The organism is Flaviflexus sp., from assembly GCF_041440645.1.
Classification (GTDB): Bacteria; Actinomycetota; Actinomycetes; order Actinomycetales; family Actinomycetaceae; genus Flaviflexus.
The window spans coordinates 19,681-38,949 of sequence record NZ_JASDVN010000027.1; the positions used below are offsets into that span (position 1 = coordinate 19,681).

The 19,269-nt window shown below is 61.2% G+C and carries 20 protein-coding genes; 10 read left to right on the forward strand and 10 right to left on the reverse strand.

The genetic code is table 11. The features are described 5' to 3' along the window. Nucleotides 1-5: 5 nt before the first annotated feature. Nucleotides 6-839 (reverse strand): aldo/keto reductase, encoded by an 834-nt coding sequence (locus QMB98_RS03450; protein WP_371684255.1) that lies wholly within the window; start codon nucleotides 837-839, stop codon nucleotides 6-8. A 143-nt stretch (nucleotides 840-982) separates the two neighbouring features. Here QMB98_RS03450 and QMB98_RS03455 point away from each other — a divergent pair, with 143 nt between their 5' ends. Further along, nucleotides 983-1,333 carry a VOC family protein gene (locus QMB98_RS03455; RefSeq protein ID WP_371684256.1) on the forward strand — a complete coding sequence of 117 codons (351 nt, stop codon included), beginning with the start codon at nucleotides 983-985 and terminating at the stop codon, nucleotides 1,331-1,333. Further along, nucleotides 1,303-1,848 carry a methylated-DNA--[protein]-cysteine S-methyltransferase gene (locus QMB98_RS03460; RefSeq protein WP_371684258.1) on the forward strand — a complete coding sequence of 182 codons (546 nt, stop codon included), beginning with the start codon at nucleotides 1,303-1,305 and terminating at the stop codon, nucleotides 1,846-1,848. The genes QMB98_RS03455 and QMB98_RS03460 overlap by 31 nt, the downstream gene beginning before the upstream one ends. Before the next feature lie 198 nt (nucleotides 1,849-2,046). Here the strand turns inward: QMB98_RS03460 and QMB98_RS03465 are convergent, their stop codons facing one another. Further along, nucleotides 2,047-2,886, reverse strand: a complete 840-nt coding sequence (locus tag QMB98_RS03465; protein WP_371684259.1) for an aldo/keto reductase — start codon at nucleotides 2,884-2,886, stop codon at nucleotides 2,047-2,049. A gap of 130 nt (nucleotides 2,887-3,016) precedes the next feature. Between QMB98_RS03465 and QMB98_RS03470 the strand changes: the two genes are divergently transcribed. The 4 genes from QMB98_RS03470 to QMB98_RS03485 all read left to right on the forward strand — a co-directional run bounded on the left by QMB98_RS03470 (nucleotide 3,017) and on the right by QMB98_RS03485 (nucleotide 8,989). Beyond that, nucleotides 3,017-4,366, forward strand: coding sequence for an alpha/beta fold hydrolase (locus QMB98_RS03470; protein WP_371684260.1), 1,350 nt, complete (start codon nucleotides 3,017-3,019; stop codon nucleotides 4,364-4,366). A 148-nt stretch (nucleotides 4,367-4,514) separates the two neighbouring features. Continuing rightward, on the forward strand, nucleotides 4,515-5,384 hold the full coding sequence (locus QMB98_RS03475) for a phosphotransferase (RefSeq protein ID WP_371684261.1): 870 nt from the start codon (nucleotides 4,515-4,517) through the stop codon (nucleotides 5,382-5,384). 8 nt (nucleotides 5,385-5,392) lie between these two features. After that, nucleotides 5,393-5,947 carry an ArsR/SmtB family transcription factor gene (locus tag QMB98_RS03480; protein ID WP_371684262.1) on the forward strand — a complete coding sequence of 185 codons (555 nt, stop codon included), beginning with the start codon at nucleotides 5,393-5,395 and terminating at the stop codon, nucleotides 5,945-5,947. Between the two features lie 18 nt (nucleotides 5,948-5,965). After that, nucleotides 5,966-8,989 carry an SNF2-related protein gene (locus tag QMB98_RS03485; RefSeq protein ID WP_371684263.1) on the forward strand — a complete coding sequence of 1,008 codons (3,024 nt, stop codon included), beginning with the start codon at nucleotides 5,966-5,968 and terminating at the stop codon, nucleotides 8,987-8,989. Nucleotides 8,990-9,141: 152 nt separating this feature from the next. On the opposite strand, the gene QMB98_RS03490 is transcribed toward QMB98_RS03485, so the two are convergent. From QMB98_RS03490 to ilvA, 5 genes are read right to left on the reverse strand one after another with little or no spacing between them, the layout of a single operon-like run. Further along, nucleotides 9,142-9,777 (reverse strand): 1-acyl-sn-glycerol-3-phosphate acyltransferase, encoded by a 636-nt coding sequence (locus tag QMB98_RS03490; RefSeq protein ID WP_371684264.1) that lies wholly within the window; start codon nucleotides 9,775-9,777, stop codon nucleotides 9,142-9,144. Beyond that, nucleotides 9,767-10,075, reverse strand: coding sequence for an antibiotic biosynthesis monooxygenase (locus QMB98_RS03495; RefSeq protein WP_371684266.1), 309 nt, complete (start codon nucleotides 10,073-10,075; stop codon nucleotides 9,767-9,769). The genes QMB98_RS03490 and QMB98_RS03495 overlap by 11 nt, the downstream gene beginning before the upstream one ends. Nucleotides 10,076-10,120: 45 nt before the next feature. After that, nucleotides 10,121-11,005, reverse strand: coding sequence for a DsbA family protein (locus QMB98_RS03500; protein ID WP_371684267.1), 885 nt, complete (start codon nucleotides 11,003-11,005; stop codon nucleotides 10,121-10,123). After that, nucleotides 11,002-12,021 carry a threonine/serine dehydratase gene (locus tag QMB98_RS03505; RefSeq protein WP_371684268.1) on the reverse strand — a complete coding sequence of 340 codons (1,020 nt, stop codon included), beginning with the start codon at nucleotides 12,019-12,021 and terminating at the stop codon, nucleotides 11,002-11,004. The genes QMB98_RS03500 and QMB98_RS03505 overlap by 4 nt, the downstream gene beginning before the upstream one ends. 11 nt (nucleotides 12,022-12,032) lie before the next feature. Continuing rightward, complete coding sequence (gene ilvA / locus QMB98_RS03510) at nucleotides 12,033-13,280, reverse strand: threonine ammonia-lyase IlvA (RefSeq protein WP_371684269.1); 1,248 nt, start codon at nucleotides 13,278-13,280, stop codon at nucleotides 12,033-12,035. 106 nt (nucleotides 13,281-13,386) lie between these two features. Between ilvA and QMB98_RS03515 the strand changes: the two genes are divergently transcribed. Next, a complete protein-coding gene (locus QMB98_RS03515; protein WP_371684270.1) occupies nucleotides 13,387-14,025 on the forward strand; it encodes an adenylate cyclase in 639 nt (212 codons plus the stop codon). Between the two features lie 524 nt (nucleotides 14,026-14,549). Here QMB98_RS03515 and QMB98_RS03520 read toward each other — a convergent pair. Next, a complete protein-coding gene (locus tag QMB98_RS03520; protein ID WP_371684271.1) occupies nucleotides 14,550-15,347 on the reverse strand; it encodes a hypothetical protein in 798 nt (265 codons plus the stop codon). 3 nt (nucleotides 15,348-15,350) lie between these two features. Then, nucleotides 15,351-15,620 carry a cell division protein CrgA gene (locus tag QMB98_RS03525; RefSeq protein WP_371684272.1) on the reverse strand — a complete coding sequence of 90 codons (270 nt, stop codon included), beginning with the start codon at nucleotides 15,618-15,620 and terminating at the stop codon, nucleotides 15,351-15,353. Between the two features lie 116 nt (nucleotides 15,621-15,736). On the opposite strand from QMB98_RS03525, the gene QMB98_RS03530 reads away from it, so the two are divergent. The 3 genes from QMB98_RS03530 to QMB98_RS03540 are packed head-to-tail and all read left to right on the forward strand — an operon-like array spanning nucleotide 15,737 to nucleotide 17,207. Then, the gene (locus tag QMB98_RS03530) at nucleotides 15,737-16,417 is read left to right on the forward strand and encodes a class E sortase (RefSeq protein ID WP_371684273.1); all 681 of its coding nucleotides are present in this window, start codon (nucleotides 15,737-15,739) and stop codon (nucleotides 16,415-16,417) included. After that, nucleotides 16,417-16,572: a hypothetical protein gene (locus QMB98_RS03535; RefSeq protein ID WP_371684274.1), complete on the forward strand. Its 156-nt coding sequence runs from the start codon at nucleotides 16,417-16,419 to the stop codon at nucleotides 16,570-16,572. Before QMB98_RS03530 ends, QMB98_RS03535 begins: the two co-directional genes overlap by 1 nt. After that, a complete protein-coding gene (locus QMB98_RS03540; RefSeq protein WP_371684276.1) occupies nucleotides 16,572-17,207 on the forward strand; it encodes an aminodeoxychorismate/anthranilate synthase component II in 636 nt (211 codons plus the stop codon). Before QMB98_RS03535 ends, QMB98_RS03540 begins: the two co-directional genes overlap by 1 nt. A 175-nt stretch (nucleotides 17,208-17,382) precedes the next feature. Here QMB98_RS03540 and pknB read toward each other — a convergent pair whose 3' ends face one another. Next, nucleotides 17,383-19,254: a Stk1 family PASTA domain-containing Ser/Thr kinase gene (gene pknB, locus QMB98_RS03545; RefSeq protein WP_371684277.1), complete on the reverse strand. Its 1,872-nt coding sequence runs from the start codon at nucleotides 19,252-19,254 to the stop codon at nucleotides 17,383-17,385. Between the last annotated feature and the right edge of the window lie 15 nt (nucleotides 19,255-19,269).

Genomic DNA, 19,269 nt, shown 5'->3' on the forward strand with positions numbered 1-19,269 from the left:
TTCTGTCACAGCCTTTCCATCGTGGCTGGATTTGAGCCCTGTCGACCCTCCTCGCCACGGTCTAGCTTTGTGATCCTCTCATAATCCTCTTCAGTGAGTGGCACGTCAAAGATGTCCATGTTTGATTCGACTCGGGACTTGGTGACGGATTTCGGAATGACGACGTCCCCGCGGTTCACGTGCCAGTTGAGAACGACCTGGGCGGGAGTGGCTCCAACGCGTTCCGCGATCTCCACGACCGTCGGATCGTCGAGTACGGCTGCGCGCCCGAGGGGCGACCATGCCTGGGTGACAATGCCGAGTTCGGCATTCTTGGCGCGGGAGGCCTCGTTCGTGAAGTAGGGGTGGATTTCGATCTGGTTGACGGCGGGAACAAGGTCCGAACCGTTCGCCAGCACATCGAGGTGCTCGGGCAGGAAGTTCGAGACGCCAACGGCCTTTGCGCGACCGTCCTCGTAGAACTCCTCAAGCGTCAGCCAGGTGGTCAGGAAGTCACCACCGAAGAGGGTGGGGAGCGGCCAGTGAATAAGGAACAGGTCGACGTAGTCGGTCTGCAGATCCTCGAGGGACTGACGGAAGGAGATACGTGCCTCGTCGGGCTGGTGGTTCGGGTTGTTGAGCTTCGTGGTGAGGAAGATGTCGGCGCGATCGATGCCGGACTTCGCGATTGCCTCGCCAACCTCGGCCTCATTGCCGTACATCTGGGCGGTATCGATGTGGCGGTAACCGGCCTCAAGAGCCATCGTAACCGCGTCTACCGTATCTTCCGGCGCGATCTTGTATGTGCCATATCCGAGCTGGGGAATGGTGTTTCCAGTATTCATCGTCACGTTTTTCATACTGTTATTGTCCATGTTCGGGCGATGAATAGAAACCGCTACCCGTAATCGGTCGTCCGTTGCGCTGGTGGAGGGCGTTCAAAGCCCCTGACCATTATGTGTTCGAGCTATCCGCTGACCGGCAACTTTGCTACCTTACTGTTATGCAGCTCATACCAGTTCTTACAGTGGAGGACGACAAGGCTGCGCTTGATTTCTATCTGGACGTGTTTCACGCGCAGGTCGGTCGTAGCCTTTACAACACAACCCACATCATCGTTCAAGGCCAATCGATTGCGATTCGGAGGAGCGACAAGGACCACCCGATCGAAGGCGACGGTAACGTCGTACTCTTGGTGGAAACGGCAGCTCCTGATGTCCTGGAGCAGGCGGCTCTGAAACTCGGTGCGACAACGATCAACCCGGTTGATGATCAAGACAGCGGCATTCGTGCCGGAAGCATACGAGACCCGTTTGGATTCCAGTGGATACTTTCAACCCCGATACCCCGATAGCGACCGTCGTTGACCTTGGGTTCGCCAACTTCACGGTCGTCACCCGGGACGACGGCACCGTCATCGCCTCAAGTTTCGACAGTGTGGAGAAGATGGCGGCGGGGCGACCCTACGTCATGGGAGAGGTGCCGGGTCCCGCTCTGCCCGCTCTCGAATCCTGGTTGAAGGGCGACTTCGCTCCGCTCATGGAGGTGCCGGTCCAATACTCCGGTACCCCCAAGCTCGTGCAGCTCCGCCAGGAGCTACGGAACGTCCCCGCCGGCACTGTCGTGACCTACAAGCAGCTCGCAGAACAGGCGGGCCTTCCGACTCTGCCTCGCCTTGCTGGCAGAGCATGCTCCACGAACCCCTGCCTCCTGTTCGTCCCCTGCCACAGGGTCGTCTCGACAGCCCACATCGGCCCCCCGGTCATCCCCGGCCAGTACGCGGGTTCCACAGAGTTCAAGGCAAAGATCCTGGCTCACGAAGGCGTCGAAGTTGGTACGGAAACCAGAGAAGACTACTCCGGTTTCTAACAGCAGGAGTTCTCCTCCGTGGCCATCGTTGGGTTCTGTCATCGAGTGATCTACACGTGCGGATAGACCCACGAAGCGTTCGTACAGGTAGGACGTACAGGGCAGACAGAAAGCGTCGACACATAGGGAGAGCGGGACTCAGTGAGTCCCGCTCAATCGTTTAAAGTGGCGCCGTTCTGGTTGATGGCAGGGTAGCCCTTAGTAGATCTGGGACTTCTCGACTTCCCTGGGGTCAAAGACCTGCATGTTTCCCGCCTCGAGGGAGTCGATGAGGGTGAGATCGTCGGCGGAGAGGTGAACGGACGCGGAGTGTAGGTTCTCCTCCATGCGGACGCTGCTGACCGACTTCGGAATGACGATGCGGCCCTTGGCGAGATGCCAAGCGAGAACAACCTGCGCGGGAGTCGCCCCAACGCGCTGCGCAATGTCGAGGACAACCTGTTCCTTGAGGTCGGCGCCGCGACCGAGCGGCGAGTACGCCTCGACGGCAAGCTCCTCAAGCCGTGTCACCTTCTCCACCTCCGCCTGCTGGTAGCTGGGGTGCAACTCGATCTGGTTCACCATGGGGGCAATGTCGGAGCCATCAAGAAGGATCTGCAGGTACTCGGGAAGGAAGTTCGCGACACCGATGGCGCGGGTGCGCTTATCTTCGTAGATCTCCTGGATCGCCATCCACGACTTCACGTAGAGGCCACGCTTGGGGCTGGGCCAGTGAATGAGATAGAGGTCGACGTAGTCGAGTCCGAGCCGCTGGAGAGAATCATCGAAGGCCTTGAACACGGATTCGTAGCCCTGTTCACCGTTGCGGAGCTTCGTGGTCACGAAGATGTCGTCGCGGTTGATTCCGGTGGCCTTGAGGGCGGCGCCAACGCCTTCCTCGTTGTTGTAGGCGGCAGCGGTGTCGATGTGGCGGTAGCCAAGCTCAAGGGCGGTCTCGACGTTTTGTTGGACCTGATCGTTCGGCACCTCCCAAACACCCAAACCAATCTGGGGGATCTCCACACCATTGGACAACGTGACGGGCTGGACTTCGGACATTCCTTTGCTCCTCAGAAATACAGATCACTGCGAGAAAGACGCACTCCCATCATGTCAAACCCACCGAACTAATCCCACCGACAAACATCCCTGGCAAACAGATCGCCTGCATGGACGGCATAATCGAACCATGATGATCCAGACAGAGACCTACAGAATCGCGTCCGACACTTACCACGAGTACTCCTATCCCGTTGCGCTCGATAGGACCGGGAAGGTCGCGGGCACGATCGAGATCTTTGCCCGCGAGATCGTGCGAGACGGCCACGAGAAAGACCCCCGCATCGTCTTCTTCCAGGGTGGTCCCGGTTCCCCCGCACCCCGACCAGCACCCGTGGGCGGATGGGTCGACTGGCTGCTCGGCCACTACCGCGTGGTTCTCTTTGACCAGCGGGGCACAGGCGCCTCCAGCCCACTCGAGGCCAGCGCTGTGACCGCCCAGGGTGACGCTGAGGCTCAGGCGGACTACCTCGCATGCTTCAGGGCGGATGCCATCATCGACGATGCTGAGGACCTGCGCCATCACCTTCAGGACGACGAACCGTGGCATGTGCTCGGGCAATCCTTTGGTGGCTTCATCAACACCGCCTACCTCAGCAGGGCACCCCACGGCCTCGCCTCCGTCATGATCACCGCGGGCCTCCCATCGGTCACGGAGCACGCAACAAGGACGTACGAGCTCACCTGGGCATCAACAGACAGGCGCAACAGCGAGATGTTTGAGCAGTTCGACGGACTCGAGGAGCGCGTGTGGGACGTCGCCGTTCACCTCGAGAACAGCGACGAAAGACTGGTCACGGGGGAGCGTCTCACCCCGGCCCGACTGCGCATGCTCGGGCTCGTCCTCGGATATTCGTACGGGCCGCAGACACTGCGGTTCCTGTTCGAACAGCCCTTCGTGACGATCAACGGAGGCAAGAGGCTGAACGCACGCTTCCTCCACGACGTCACCGACCGGCTGTCGTTTGCCACAAACCCGATCTACGGGGTCCTGCACGAAGCGATCTACTCGGGCACAACCCCCGAACCAACGGCGTGGGCGGCGCACAGGGTCCGGGACTCCTTCCCAGACTTTGCTCTCCCGGGTACAGGACAGTCGCCGTATGCCACCGAGAGCGAGGCCCGTCAGGCGGGCGCACCGTTCCGGTTCTCCGGCGAACACGTCTTCCCGTGGCAGATGAGGGAGGACCCGGCACTGGCCCCCATGGCGGACGCCGCCGACCTGATCGCGGAGCGAAAGTTTGGCAAACTCTACGATCTCGAGGTTCTGGCCAGCAACACCGTCCCCGCCTCGGGCTGGGTGTTCTGGGATGACATGTTCGTGCCGGCCAGCCTCTCGCTCGACACGGCGGAGCGGATCCGTGGCTTCCAGCCCATCCTCACGAACGACTACCACCACGACGGCCTGCGAGCAGACGGTCCGAAGCTGCTGGAGCGCATGCACGAGCAGAACCAGAAAGCGATCAACGCATTGAAGTAGTTTCCCTCGCGACGCCACTTGTTGGCATGAGAACACAATCATCGTGATTCGTGATGTTATCCAGTGAATTGAGTGATCATTCGGTTATTTGCGTGAACTGTTCCTACAGTTAGATAGAAAGGTTTCCGTTTCAAGAAGGGAGCAGGGAGTGACGGCCAGCATCTCACCGATTGTGCTTGAGCAGCTCACGTCCTTCGTTCCCGACCAATTTTCTGGAACAGGAACGCCTTCCTACCTCGGCGCGGGATGGGATTTCGCCGTCTATCGGTGGGGAGACAGGGTCCTCCGACTCCCAATCCGCGATCAGGCACTGACCTGCCTCCAGAACGAGTACAGCTGGATTCCCGACGCCACCAACACTCTCGTGGAGAGCGGATTAGCCGTCCCCCTTCCCCGATTCCGTGGGGAACCAACAGAAGGCTTCCCTCGCCCCTGGCTCGTCTCCGACCACGTGCCTGGTGAACCGCTCATCCGAATGCCACGTGGGCAACGGGGCAGGGCGGCGCGGGACATCGCGGTGGCGCTCGCGGCCATGCACCAGCCCGCCCCACCGGATGCTCCCCACAATCCGTTCCGCAACGTCACACTCGAGGAGAAAGCGACAGCGTTTGCCTCATATTCGGCACGGGTGAATCTGCCGGCCGAACTGCACGAGGTCTTCCAGCTTGGTGTGCAGGCTGAGCCGTGGCGGGGCGAGAAGCTCTGGTGCCACGGCGACCTACACCCCGGCAACATTCTGAGCAGAGACCAGCAGGTGACCGGCCTCATCGACTTTGGTGACCTGGGTGCCGGAGACCCCGCCGTTGACCTCGCGATCTTCTTCCTCGCCTTCACCCCCGAAGAACGTGAGCATGCTCGGGTGATTCTCCGGTCGCTCGGGCACAATGATGATGGCGCGCTCTGGGCGAGAGCACGGGCGTGGGCGGTGCACATGACCGCCGCCCTCCTGACCTCAACCGACGCCGACAACCGAGAAATCGCAAGCCAAGCACTGACCCTTCTGTCCGCCAACCGTTAGAGCAAGCCGTGGCAAAGAACAGCAAGAAGAACCAGAAAAGCAACGCAACCCCAGAAACAACCAGGGAAACCAAGGTCAAGAACGACCCGGCCCTATCCGACCAGCTCTCGGGAGTTGAAGAACGCCTGAACCAGCGCATCGACCTCGTCGTTAGTCTGCTGAAGCCAGAAAATCACGCGGGTGAGCTGGAATCTGGATCGGTGCAGTCCACCGTTTCTGATGACGACTCGAGTTCGGCAGTCGAGGGAACGAACGACCGCTCAAGCTTTGACCTTGCCCAGGTGTCGGAGGCGCTCGCAGCCGTGGCTCACTCGGTGCGGTTGCGAATGCTCGTCACGGCAAGCGCGAAGACTGTGCGCGTGACGGAGCTGCTTGAGACACTTCAGCTTGGGACGACTGGGCAGGTCTATCATCACCTCCGGATCCTCACCGGAGCGGGCTGGGTTGAAACAAACGGGCACGGTGACTACTGGGTGCCCGATTCCCGGCAGGGCTTTCTCGATCGGGTTCTTGCCCTTGGTGACGAACTTGGAACCCTGCGGGCGATGACTCAGTCCAGGTGAAAGTCGTAAGCTGAAGGAATGGCTGAAGACTTGACCCTGCGTGCCCGCGAACTCGTCGACGATGATCTCGTAGCACTCTTTGGATCAGCCACAGTCGACCGCGGCAAGGGATACCATCGCGAGGATCGCGTCGAATCGCTCAGCGTCGACGACTCGATTGTTGCTCGCGTGAAAGGCAACGGCCGCTCCTACCTCGTTGTCATCGACTCCATCGAACCCTTCAGCGCCCAGTGCACCTGCCCAGTTGGCAGCTATTGCAAGCACATGGTCGCGACCCTGCTGGCGATGGGAGCGGGCGGTGACCTGGGTTGGCGCAGCCTCCTGACCGCCATGACCCACACCCACAAGGAGAGCGGCGCACCCCTTGCCATCAGGATCGACACGAGAAGCGAGGGGGCGCCGCTGACGGCCTTCCGGAAACGGGACCACTGGGTGCGATTGCCGTGGCCGGATCTGACGAACAACAGGTGGCAGTCGACCACGGATGGGCTCGACCAGTCCCACGTCTCGGTCCTGCGCCACCTGCACCGCACGGCACGCCGAACGAGACCCTGGAACTCCCCCTCGGACATCCTTCTCTCGGACCTGGGAAGCGGAGGCCTGTCGTTCCTCCGCCAACTCGCCGCCGAGGGCATTTCGTTGCTCGATGCTGACATGGAGGGGTTGGCGGTCGCTGACGAGGTGTGGCCGGTCCGGCTCGAGATCGAATCAAAGGAAGCCCTCCACGCAACACCCGTGGTGTCGAGACTCGATGGGGTGCGTGCCTACGCGCTCCCGGGAGTGGTACCAGTCGTGGCACTGTCCCGCGGAAAAATCGCTGCAGTCAACACATCCGTTCCCACCCAGATCCAGTCACTCATCGCATCCCGCGCCACCATCGACGTTCCGATGGAGGACCGGCTCGAGTTTGAGGCGAGCTTCATTCCCGCACTCGGTCAGGTTGAGGTGACCTCACCGGATGGATCCTTTGAGCAGACGGAGTTCTCCGAGCCCCGACTCCACCTTCAGGTGGCCAGGCCGACCGGGCTCACGCACTTCCTCGAATGGAAGCAGTCCCGCACCTCCCTCACGAGCGGGCAGTCGCTCGTGTCTGAGATCGGCAATACCGATCTGAGAGAAGACTTCGACCTCGTTGACACCCTGTGGGAACAGGCCGACTTCCCATCGGGTAGCGTCCCGCCGAAGGTTGCGAGCCTGGGCGTGGAGTACCTGGAGACTCTCAAGGAGTTCTTCATACCGGCCCTTGAAGAGACCGGCATTGGGGTGACGTTCTCGACCAGAGCCAACATCGAACTCGTGAAGTCCGTGCCCGAGCTTCGGGTGAATGCCGCGAGCGAGCGGGACTGGCTGGATCTTGCCATCACCGTCAACATCGACGGTCACGACGTGCCGCTCCCAGTTCTCTATCCCGCGCTCGTTGGTGGCGCACCCTACCTGGAATTCTCCGACCTGCTCATCAAGCTGGGTGAGGAGTTCGATCCGCTACGCAAGCTCCTGCGCGAGGCCGCCATGCTCGGCCGCATCAAGGGCAAGACCATCTCAGTCCCCACCCCACAGTTGCACGCCCTCAGCATCCCTGAGGAACTCCTCGAAGGATTCCTGAAGGACAGGTTGGGCAAGCTGGCCGACATCGCCACCCCCGTGGAGGTCCCGCAGTCACTGACCGCGGAGCTGCGTCCCTACCAGGCCACCGGGTACTCGTGGCTCGTTCGCCTCGCGAAAGCCCAGTACGGTGGGGTCCTCGCCGACGACATGGGTCTCGGTAAGACAGTTCAGATTCTTGCGGCTCTCAGCAAGCTCAAGGAGGATGGGGAACTGAACGGCCCCGTTCTCATCGTTGCTCCCACCTCGGTCGTGTCGACGTGGCGCAGCGAGGCAGCGAAGTTTGCTCCCGGCCTCAACGTCACGACCGTGAATGCCACGAGAAGGAAGCGCCGCACCCCCGTCGCGGGCCTCGCCGGCGCTGATGTCATCGTCACCTCGTATACGCTGTTGCGGCTCGAACGTGACGAGTACGAGCACGTCGATTGGCAGGGACTCGTTCTCGACGAGGCGCAGGCCGTGAAGAACCCGCGCACCATTGGTTATCGCACGATCATGAGGCTGCGGCGGGACTGGACCTTCGCCGTCACGGGCACGCCAATTGAGAACTCGATCGGTGACCTGGGTGCGATCTATGCGCTGACAAACCCGGGCCTCCTGCCGGGGGCTGACCGGTTCTCCGAGAAGTTCAAACGCCCCATCGAACGTAACGGGGACCCGGAGGCGCGAAACATGCTGATCAAGCTGACAAAGCCGTTCCTCATGAGGCGCCGCAAGGCGGATGTGGCATCTGATCTGCCGGAGAAGATGTCGACGGTCCTGTCGGTGGACATGGATGAGGCGCACGAGGCACGGTACACCCGTCAGCTCGAGCGGGAACGTCAGGAAATCCTTGGCCTGATCCGAGAACCGGACCAGAACCGGATCTCCATTCTCGCGTCCCTCACGCGCCTGCGCAGGCTCGCCATCGACCCGGGTCTGCTCGAGGAGCATGCCCCACCGGCGAACAAGACGAGGGTGCTACTCGAGCACCTGGAGTCCCTCCTTCCCTCCGGTCATCAGGTCCTCGTGTTCTCCCAGTTCACGACCTACCTGGGCCGTATTGCCGAGCAGCTGAAGAAGGAGAAGATTCCCTACGCCTACCTGGATGGTTCCACCCGCAACCGGGACCAGGTGATTGAGTCCTTCAAGTCGGGAGAAAAACCCGTATTCCTCATCTCCCTCAAGGCGGGCGGTGTTGGCCTCACCCTTATCGAAGCCGACTACGTGTTCGTCATGGACCCGTGGTGGAATCCAGCCGCGGAGGAGCAGGCAATCGACCGCGCCCACCGCATCGGGCAGGACAAGCACGTGCACGTGTACCGACTTGCCTCCACGAACACGATCGAGGAGAAGGTGCTTGCCCTCCAGGAGCGTAAGCGTAGCCTCGCCACCATCATCGAGCAGGACGGTGGCAGCACCATCACCTCCGACGATATTCGGGCGCTCCTCGAAGACTAGAAGCCACAGTCAGTACGTTGTTCCTTTGACTATGGTGGGATCACGAGGCATGCGGAGAGAACCCCTCTTGCGGTCTGAAAGGTTCAGTCCCGTGCGCCAAGCGCTAGCTTGATGCTGGGGACTGATTGGTAGGGCCTTGAGTTCGTTACGCCTTAGGACATGGGTTCGTCGGTGACTGGGCGCAGGAGGTACTCGGCTGCCTTCGCGTCGTCCTCCGCACGCAGGCGGGGTGTCGAGGACTGCTCCGGGTTGTAGCCCAGCATGTCCTTGTAGAAGGCGCGAATCTTCTCCATGTCGTCTGCGACGTTCCAGGTCGGCTCAAAGGTCGGGCCGGTGCCGTACGTCTTGGTCACGGAGTCAACGAGACCGAAGGTGATGGGAAGCTTGTTCTCGTACGCGATTCGGTAGAACCCGGACTTCCAGTACTCCTGCTTCGAGCGGGTGCCCTTTGGGGTGATGCAGAGGGTGAACGTGTCGGACTGCTGAATCACCTGGGCCAGGTTGTGGGTCAGGCCGGTGGACTGGCGGCGGTTGACGGGAATGCCACCCAGCCAACGCACGAGGCTCTTGAGTACCGGGACCTTCATGACCTCGTCCTTGACGAGGAAGTTAAACTCGCGCTCAGCCTGCCACATGATGAGGACCATGAGGAGGGCATCAAAGTTTGAGGTGTGCGGAGCGCCAATGACGATGGTCTTCTTCGGCCAATCCTCGATCCGGGGCTGCCACTTCGGCATGAGGAACGAGAGCGCTTTGGCGATGCCCTTACGAATCTTCTTACCGGCCACTGGTCACCGCAATCGAGTAGTTCCAGATCTGAGAGGAGGTGCCGACCGGACGGCGGCCTTCCTTCTGGGAGTGACCTTCACGGAACGCCTGCGACGACTTCCAGGCCTCGAAAGATTCCTCGTTCTCCCAACGGGTCACTACGAGCCACGTGGTGCGATCATCCTCGGGCCGCAGGAGCTCAAAGCCAAGGCAACCGGGAACGTCGTCCATGGCCCGCGCACGCGGAGCGAAGCGTTCAGCCAATGCATCACCTGAGTCGGCAGGCACCTCAATCGCATTAATCTTGATCACTGTCATGATGAGTCCTCTACTTTCCTCAATCATGATAGTCCGACTTCAGCGTCAGGGAAGCTTCGAGTCCACGATCTCCATGAACTGCGGCTCTTCTACGTAACCGGGCACGACCGTGTCATTGATGATGAACGCGGGAGTGCCGGTCAGGCCAAGATTCAGTCCGTGCTCCCGGGAGTCCATGATCTCCTGAAGGATCTCGGTGGATTGCATTTCTTCGCTGAACAGATCGAGATCGGGAACTCCGACTTCTTCTGCAACGGACACGAAGTAGGCGAGGTCGTAGGAGGGGTTCACTCCCTCGTATGTGTCGGTGTAGAGAGCATCGGAGTACTCCCAGTACTTCCCCTGGTTGCCGGCGGCGCGCGCCGCCGAGGAGGCGAAGACCGACGAGTCGCCAAGGACAGGGAGGTCGCGGTACTCGAAGCGCACCTGGCCCGATTCGATCAGGGGCTCGAGCGACGGGAAGACCTCGTGGTGCCACAGCGCGCAGTAGCCGCAGCGGAAGTCCGCGTACTTGACGATGACGATATCCGCGTCCGGGTCGCCGAGGGCGTAGGGGTCGTTCGGGTCGCGGTGGATCTCGGCTGCCATGACGTCGGGATCCGTGATGTTCTGAGTCGCGGCAGTGGTCGGGTCAGCAACCTCCTCGGGGAAGGTCTCGTCCGCGGTTGCTTCACCGTCCTGGTTCTCTGCTGTGCCGGAGTCAGTGCCGCTGGCACCGCCAGAGTCGGCTCCTTCAGCGGAACTGGTGTCGATCGTTGCCTGCTCAGCCAAGGACTCGTCGTTGCTGTCGAGACTCAGAACGAGAGCAACTGCGAGGACGATGACGGCCACGAGGAGGACAACGACGGCAATGAGTAGCCCCCGGTTTCTCGAACCCTGCTGTGGGGGTTGGCCGTAGGGAGGGAGATTCTGGGGGCTACCGTATGTCATGACTGCCAGTGCTGCATTTCCTTCAGTGCATCATCGGGGGAGGTGATGCAGGTGGCGAAGGTGTCGAGGTCGACGTTGCCGCCCGAGATGATCGTGCCAACGCGGGAGCCACGCGCAATCTTGCCGCTGTCCACGAGGGACTTGATGCCGGCGAGGCCGAGGACACCAGTCGGTTCAGCAACGAGCTTGAGGCGGTCCGCGACGAGACGCATCGAGGTGAAGATCTCCGAATCCGGAACGGTGATGATCTCATCGACATTCTTCTGCATGAGCTCGAGGGTCAGATCCGAGATGTGGCGGACACGAGCACCGTCAGCAATCGTCTGCGGCGAGGAGATGCTGACAACCTCACCCTTGGCGAGTGACTGCTGAGCATCGTTCGCGTTCTCGGGTTCCACACCGAAGATCTTGGCGTTGGGGCTGAATACCTTGGTGACAAGAGCGGAACCGGAGATCAGGCCGCCACCACCAACGGGCAGAACAATGGCGTCCACGTGCTTGACCTCGCGGAGCAGCTCCTGGATCGCGGTGCCCTGACCTGCGATCAGGTCGGGATCGTCGAAGGACGATATCATGGAGAGGTTGCGTTCAGCAGCGACCTGCTGGGCCATCGCGATGCGGTCGTCGTCCTCCGGGTCGTACATGATGATCTCAGCGCCGTAGGAGCGGGTCATGTCGACCTTGACCTGCGGTGCGTCGGTGGGCATGAGGACAACGCCGGTCAGACCCAGCTGGTATGCGGCAAGCGCCATAGCTTGACCGTGGTTACCGCTGGAGTACGTGACGAAGCCGCGTTCCTTCGAGATCTCGCCACGCTCCATGCGTGCCAGGATCGCGTTGAAGGCGCCACGGGTCTTGAAGGAGCCCGCACGTTGCTGGTTCTCACACTTGATGAGCACCTCGATGCCGAGGTACTTGTTCAAGAGCCTGGAACCGACGACACGGGTCTCGTGGGTGTAAGGCTTGATTCGGGCGGCGGCAGAACCGACATCTTCGAACATAGGCAGGGCGGTCATTTTTTCTCCTATCAGAGCAGGAAACTGAAGGCGGGTGTGTCCGGTTCCAGTTTCTCGATTGCCAGCGGTGACTCAGCCATCCTCTCGAGGAGGGAAGATAGTTGGGTCGGAGCATCGATTTCGATGCCAACGAGTGCTGGGCCCGTTTCTCGGTTGTTTTTCTTGGTGTATTCAAAAAGGACGATGTCTTCCCCATCGGAGAGCACTTCGTCCAAGAAGTGGCGCAGGGCCCCGGGCCGCTGCGGAAAGGTGACGAGGAAGTAGTGGCGCAGTCCCTCGTGGACCGCGGACCGTTCAATGATCTCGTCGTACCGGGAGATGTCGTTGTTTCCACCGGACACGATGCAGACCACGGGTCTGTCATCGGCGGTCACGTGCCCGAGGGCAACGACCGTGGAGGCGAGAGCGCCTGCGGGCTCCGCGATGATTCCATCCGTCTGATAGAGCTCGATCATCTCTGTCGAAACCGCGCCCTCAGGAACCGAGATGACGTCGTCGAACATGTCCCGAACGATGGGGAACGTGATGTCACCGACCCGGGAGACGGCCGTGCCGTCAACGAAGCCGTCGACCTTCGGAAGCTGGACGGGGGAGCCGTTCTCGATCGCGGCGAGCATGGAAGCGGCGCCATCCGGTTCCACGCCGATAATCTTCGTGTTCGGGTAGTTCTCGCGAACGTAAATCGCGGTACCGGCTGCGAGCCCACCCCCACCGATGGGAACAATAACCGTCCTGGGCTTGGTCGAGGCCTGCTCGAACACTTCCCGGATCACGGTTCCCTGACCGGCAATGGTCCGTGGATCGTCGAAGGGGTGAACGTAGATCGCGCCAGATTCGACGGCATACTCCTGAGCGGCCTCCGAGGCCGCGTCAAAGGTTTGACCGCCAATGATCTGCTCGATCCAGGCTCCACCGATGTCTTGGATGCGGCGGCGCTTCTGCCGCGGGGTGGTGGCGGGCAGGAAAACCTTGCCGTGGATGCGGAGCTGACGGCACGCGAAAGCAACGCCCTGGGCGTGGTTACCTGCGGAGGCACAGACGATCCCGAAGGATCGTTCCTCGTCCGAGAGCATGGAGATGAAGTTGTATGCTCCACGCACCTTGTACGACCGACCAACCTGCAAATCTTCCCTCTTCAGCAGAACATCGCCGCGCATGAGGCCGGACAGACGGAGCGACAATTCGAGCGGGGTCCGCCGAATCATGGGTCCAAGACGTCCCGCCGCTGCGGTAACATCTGCTCCAGTTGGTTGTGTCATGCTTCCATGGTGCCATGTAAAACACGGACGGAAGCGGCACTTCGTCCTAATTGTGCATACTGAATACACACAATTTCATGCACCGAAACAGAGAGATAAGGTCGCCATGGATCTTGACCCGATTGACCAGATCTTTGAGTTTGAAAGAAAGTTCTTTGTCGGCGCCGTTCCCGACGTGACGGAGCATGCGCACCGCACTCTCATCATCCAGGGCTACGTGTTTGCCGAGGATGGGTACGCGATCCGGGTTCGCGTCACGGTCCCGGAGCAGGACATCACCTTCCCGCCCTTCAACGACGAGGCTGACCGGTTTGGAGGCTACGAGCGCCGCATCCTCTCCCAGGTGTCCGACTCAATCTCCGATGCTTGGATCACCGTGAAGTCGCCGCCGGTCTCGGCCCAGCGCTACGAGCTCGATCAGCGCCTCGATGATTCGGTCGCCATCAACATCCTGCAACGCTCCCCGCGCATCATCATCAAAACGAGGCATTCCGTGTGGCTGGGGTCCGACGGCTGGGAGATTGACGAGTTCCACGGCCAGAACACCGGGCTTGTGCTCGCCGAATGTGAGCGAACCGGTCCCGTTGTCGACCTGGATATCCCGGACTTCTGCGAGACAGAGGTGTCCTCGGACATGAGGTTCACGAACGACTACCTGTCCCGTCAGCCCTGGGCGGGCTGGGGCGAAGCGTTCCTCGCCGAACTCGCCATCAAAGGCCCCTACTTCGAGGACTACCACTCGTAGACTGTGAGCCCTTCACGTGCCAGACTCGCCGACCTGCGCGTGAGAGCCAGTCGCAGCTTGGCTCCGATACCACGGCGCCCTATCCGCGGCGGACCAGGTGAGTGCCTAGCTCGTGTGTTCACGAACAGTTCAAGAAACCGTTACCGTGTCCTAGCTCACGGAAGGGCCGGGGTGTGGGAATGTGAAAGTGCCTCCCACGAAAGGTCGGTGCGTTGAGCAGACGAGCACGCAAGTTCCCCACCTTCAAACGATCTCCCGAAGCTAAACTCCAGCGCATCTCCCAATCCCGGCCCCTGATGCCACGGTCGGGGCGAATGGAGCGGCGCTACTGGCTAACTCCATCGAGCAGCCTAAGGAGCGGACAACTCAGCCAGTATTCCCTGTCTTTCCTCACTCCGACGGAGCTGGTTGGGGTGAGGTGCCGTCTCGTGGTGGTCGCGACACAGGGGCGTCGTTACCCTTTTGGCTAGACTCCTCCGAACATGGATCTGCTGACGGGCAGTGCAGGGCTAGGCTACTCGGAGCTAGGAGGAGGGGCGGTTCTGAAGGACCTTGATGGAGGGCTGGGCAAGGATTGCCAGCGTCGCAACCGTGAAGGCCGACATGGCGGAGGCGGCACGGTCGCGATCAACCTCGTAATTGTCCGCCAACCATTCCGCCGCAACATCGATGGACCAGGCATCAACGTCGAAGACGTCGACGTCGCCAATCCTGTCGAGAACGTTCTGATCGATCGTCGTCCCCTTCTTGTGGTTGACCACGATCGCGATCTCGGAGTGCACGCCACGGAGCGGGTGCAGGGTGGTGTCCGGTTTATCGTCGAACAGCTTGTAGACCCCGGGGGTATCGATCTTCTCGCCGCGCAGGCCACCGAGAGGATAGGAGTTCTTGATGGGGAGGCCAAACTCGAACGCAACCTCCCGAACGAGATCCTCCTGCTCGTTCGCGTAGGTGATGATGCTCGTGAGCCCATCGAGGGCACCACAGCCGCTCGAGCGATCATCGGGGCCGGCGTGGATTGAGCCCTCGGCTCCGTGCCACGCGAGCCTGTTGCTGAGGTCGTCCGCACCCCACAGGGAGTCCGTGATGCCACGGGTTGCTGCGAGAGCCACAAGAAGGCTGAGCGAGCCCCCGGGCATGCAGGGCACGATCTTCGCATAGGGGGTGATGGGCCTACGCCCATCAATGCACCGGGAGGGAAGATCAACCTCGGTGTTGACGTAGAGGGAACCGTCCGCGTTTGCCAGAGCAAGGGGTTCCAGCCCGGGATGCCCGGGATCCGGTGCGATCGAGCCCTTGGCTAGGCGAGCGAAGACTCCCACGAGCTACTTCCAGCCCATTGTCATGAGGAAGCCGACCAGCATGACACCAAATCCGAGGAACAGGTTGTAGTTACCGTTAGAGAACGGGATCGGGTAGTTACCACTCGTCACGTAGGCAGTCACAACGATGATGAGGCCGATGACCATGAGGGTGACCATGAGCGGTGCCCACCACCGGGGAGAACCAGGCCGTTCCCGATTCTTCTCAATGTCCACTTTCTTCTGCGCCTGCTGCCTCTTAACAGCTTCTTTGCGGCGCTTGGATTCGGGCATTCTGGCTCCTTACCTGGTAGTGGCATAAACTTATCCGGACTAGTCTGGAATTGAGGAGGGCGTTCATGGGCCGACACGCCAACACCAAACCGTCTGCTCTCTCGAGAGTACTAGGTGTGCTGGGAGAACTCCTCATTACTGCCGGAGTTGTCGTGCTCCTCTTCGTTGTCTGGCAAATCTGGTGGACCGACATTATCGCCGGCCGCGAGCAGGGGCGACTCGTGTCCGAGTTCCGCCAGGAAGTTGGTGAGACCGAGGTCGATCAAGAAGGCACCGAGTACCGGGGTGATCCGCCACTGGTCGATGTGGATGCCATCCGGGCCTCCCTCAACACCAACGAGATCTGGGGCATCATGCACGTCCCGGCCTTCGGGGATGACTACGAGGTGGGTATCGCCGAAGGCACGGACCTCAAGTCCGTGATCGACAAGGGCAGCCTCGGCCACTACGAGAACACCCAGTTGCCCGGGGAGCTGGGGAACTTCGCGCTCGCGGGACACAGGCAGTCCTACGGGGCGGCCCTCCGCCAGCAACCCGACCTCGAGGTCGGGGACGCCCTGATCGTGGAGACCGCGGAAACCTGGTATGTCTACCGCGTGACCGAGCATGAGGTCGTGGCCCCCAGTGCCATCGAGGTGCTGGCCCCCGTCCCCGGCCACCCCGAGACTCCTGCCGACGGCCACTACCTGACCCTCACGACTTGTCATCCCCCGTTTGTGTCGAACGAACGCTGGATCACGTACGCAGAACTCGACTACTGGATGCCCCGCGACGAGGGCACACCGAAGGAGCTTTGATGTATTCCGCACTGTTCCGCAGGCTCCCTGGCCCCACCTGGCTCAAGGTCATCCAGGTCCTCATCCTTCTCGCTGCCATCATCGTCATCCTTTTTGGATGGGTGTTTCCGTGGGCAGCCGAGCATCTTCCCATCTCTGAGAATACGGTTGGTTAATGAGCAACATTCTGATTGTCGACAACTACGACTCCTTCGTTTACACGATCGCTGACTACCTTCAGCAGCTCGGTGCGAACGTGACGATCCGACGCAACGATGCCGTCGAGGTAGACGACGCCGAAGAGTTCGACGGTGTGCTGATCTCACCCGGTCCCGGCACCCCCGCGGACGCAGGCGTGTCGATGGACATGATCCGGTACTGCGCGGATCACGAGAAGCCGATGCTGGGCGTCTGCCTTGGTCACCAGGCTCTTGCCGAGGTCTACGGCGGCACGGTCGCGCACGCCCCGGAGCTCATGCACGGCAAGACCTCCCAGATCTTTCACGAGGGCACGGGCGTGTTCGAGGACCTCCCGAGTCCCCTCGAGGTCACCCGCTACCACTCGCTTGCCATCGAGGACGGCACGAACCCGGACGTCTTGGAAGTGACCGCGAACGTCCGTCACGCAGGCGGTGAAGTTATTATGGCGGTCCAGCATAGGGACCTGCCTCTGTGGGGCGTTCAGTTCCACCCCGAGTCGATCCTCACCAACGGCGGGCACAGGATGCTCGCGAACTGGCTCGCCATCACCGGTGACGACCATGCCGTCGAGAAGTCGGCGGGCCTCGCACCGCTCATCAACCGCGGATAGTAGCCAATAGCTACGGCGGCGACCCGGGGCCGCTCGGGAACAGGACCGGGTATATGGCTTCTGTACGCAGAGCAGTCGACACTACCCAGAACGTATCGTCACCGAGAAGCCTAAACTCTGAACATCAGACGGAAGTGGGGGAGCACCGCTTGGTGCTCCCCCACAACCATGTCTCTTACTCCTCGGGAGGTCCGGTGGTCGGATCCGCTGAGGGCGGGCCGTCCGTCGTGGGATCCTCGCTCGGAGGCTCCTCCGTGGTCGGGTCCTCAGACGGTTCCTCCGTGGTGGGATCCTCGGTCGGTGTCGGTTCCTCAGCGATGGTGATGACGATCTGCTGACCCCTGGGAACCGTTGCACCCTCGGGGTAGTTCTGGCGAATAACGGTGTCCGGAGTCTGGTCTGATTCCTCGGACTCGATCCGGTAGCTCAGGTTCAGGTTGTCGAGCTCTGCCGTGGCGATGTCGACGTTCATGCCGACCAGGTTCGGAACGGTCACGCGTCCGGATGACACCTCGACGTTGACGACGGTGCCGCGGGGAACGTTGCTTTTCGCGGACGGATCCGTCGACACGACCTCACCCTCGTTGAAGTCGGGATTGTTGTCGACCGTGGACTGCGTGCCCCACGTCAGTCCAGCGTCCTCAATGCTGCGACGAGCAGCTTCGACATCGAGACCCGTCACGTCGGGAACCGTGGTTTCTCCGACTCCGGAGGAGAAGGACACCGTCACGGACGAGCCTTCCTCAACGGGGGTTCCTGCGGGCGGATCGGAGGATACGAAGAGGCCCTCGTCGATGTCCTCGGACTCGACAGGGTCGCCGATAACAAGCTCGAGATTGTAGCTCGAGAGCTCTGTTCTGGCCTGCGATTGATCCATTCCCTCAAGGTTTGGAACATCGACCATGACAACTGAGGGAGTCTCCTCATCGGTTGATCCATCGCCGGAGAACACCTGGTATGCGCCAAAGCCGGCGAGAGCGAGGAGCAGCACGATGATGATGCCCCAGAGCCAGCCCTTGTTCGACTTCTTCTGCTGGGCCGGGAACTGGCCGGTCTCGAAGGGTGGGTAGTTGCCCGTGTGGGCGGACACGGCGGACGGTACCGACCCGGTGGGGAACACATTCGTTGCGGCCGCCACGGGAACCGGTGCCGGCACCGCATAGGCGGTGGTCGCGGGTGCCGTGACTGCGAGGCCGCGGACCGCGTTCAGCAAGTCCGAACGGAACTGGGCCGCTGTCTGGTAGCGATCGTCGCGATTCTTAGCGAGCGACTTGAGAACAACGCGATCAATGGCGTCGGGAATGTCGGCCGTGATCGAGGAGGGCGGTGCCGGCACCTCAGAGACGTGCTGGTAGGCAACAGCCACAGCAGAGTCACCGGTGAACGGGGGTTTACCAACCAACATTTCGTATAGGAGGCAGCCGGTCGAGTAGAGATCGGACCGAGTATCAACAATCTCGCCACGGGCCTGCTCGGGAGACAGGTACTGGGCGGTGCCGACCACCGTGTTCGTCTGGGTGACGGTCGAGTGAGCATCGGCCAGGGCGCGCGCAATGCCGAAGTCCATGACCTTGACCGTGCCATCCTGGGTGAGCATGATGTTGCCCGGCTTGATGTCGCGGTGAATGATGCCCTCGCGGTGCGAGTATTCGAGTGCCGACAGGACACCGGCCGCGACGTGTGCGGCCTCGTCGATCGGGATCGGATCGCCGTCGGCAAGAAGGTCACGAACGGTCTGGCCGTTGACGTACTCCATGACGATAAACGGGAGGGTTACCTTGCCGGTGCCGGTCTCGATCTCCTCCTCGCCCGTGTCGTACACGGCGACGATCGAGGGGTGGTTGAGAGCTGCCGAGGACTGGGCTTCCCTGCGGAAACGGGCCAGGAAGGTGTCATCCGTTGCCATGTCGGAACGCAAGACTTTGATGGCAACCGTGCGCGAAAGGCGAGTGTCGTAGGCGATGTACACCTGTGCCATGCCGCCGCGCCCAATCAGCCGGCCAACCTCATACCGGTTGGCAAGCATGCGCGGGAGTTGGTCCACCATAATTAACCTTTCCTA

What these genes read in the sequence shown, in the direction of transcription:
- QMB98_RS03450 (WP_371684255.1), bottom strand. Translation starts at nt 839, where the DNA reads ATGAAAAACGTGACGATGAATACTGGAAACACCATTCCCCAGCTCGGA.
- QMB98_RS03455 (WP_371684256.1), top strand. Translation starts at nt 983, where the DNA reads ATGCAGCTCATACCAGTTCTTACAGTGGAGGACGACAAGGCTGCGCTT.
- QMB98_RS03465 (WP_371684259.1), bottom strand. Translation starts at nt 2,886, where the DNA reads ATGTCCGAAGTCCAGCCCGTCACGTTGTCCAATGGTGTGGAGATCCCC.
- QMB98_RS03470 (WP_371684260.1), top strand. Translation starts at nt 3,017, where the DNA reads ATGATGATCCAGACAGAGACCTACAGAATCGCGTCCGACACTTACCAC.
- QMB98_RS03485 (WP_371684263.1), top strand. Translation starts at nt 5,966, where the DNA reads ATGGCTGAAGACTTGACCCTGCGTGCCCGCGAACTCGTCGACGATGAT.
- QMB98_RS03495 (WP_371684266.1), bottom strand. Translation starts at nt 10,075, where the DNA reads ATGACAGTGATCAAGATTAATGCGATTGAGGTGCCTGCCGACTCAGGT.
- QMB98_RS03500 (WP_371684267.1), bottom strand. Translation starts at nt 11,005, where the DNA reads ATGACATACGGTAGCCCCCAGAATCTCCCTCCCTACGGCCAACCCCCA.
- QMB98_RS03505 (WP_371684268.1), bottom strand. Translation starts at nt 12,021, where the DNA reads ATGACCGCCCTGCCTATGTTCGAAGATGTCGGTTCTGCCGCCGCCCGA.
- ilvA (WP_371684269.1), bottom strand. Translation starts at nt 13,280, where the DNA reads ATGACACAACCAACTGGAGCAGATGTTACCGCAGCGGCGGGACGTCTT.
- QMB98_RS03515 (WP_371684270.1), top strand. Translation starts at nt 13,387, where the DNA reads ATGGATCTTGACCCGATTGACCAGATCTTTGAGTTTGAAAGAAAGTTC.
- QMB98_RS03525 (WP_371684272.1), bottom strand. Translation starts at nt 15,620, where the DNA reads ATGCCCGAATCCAAGCGCCGCAAAGAAGCTGTTAAGAGGCAGCAGGCG.
- QMB98_RS03535 (WP_371684274.1), top strand. Translation starts at nt 16,417, where the DNA reads ATGTATTCCGCACTGTTCCGCAGGCTCCCTGGCCCCACCTGGCTCAAG.
- QMB98_RS03540 (WP_371684276.1), top strand. Translation starts at nt 16,572, where the DNA reads ATGAGCAACATTCTGATTGTCGACAACTACGACTCCTTCGTTTACACG.
- pknB (WP_371684277.1), bottom strand. Translation starts at nt 19,254, where the DNA reads ATGGTGGACCAACTCCCGCGCATGCTTGCCAACCGGTATGAGGTTGGC.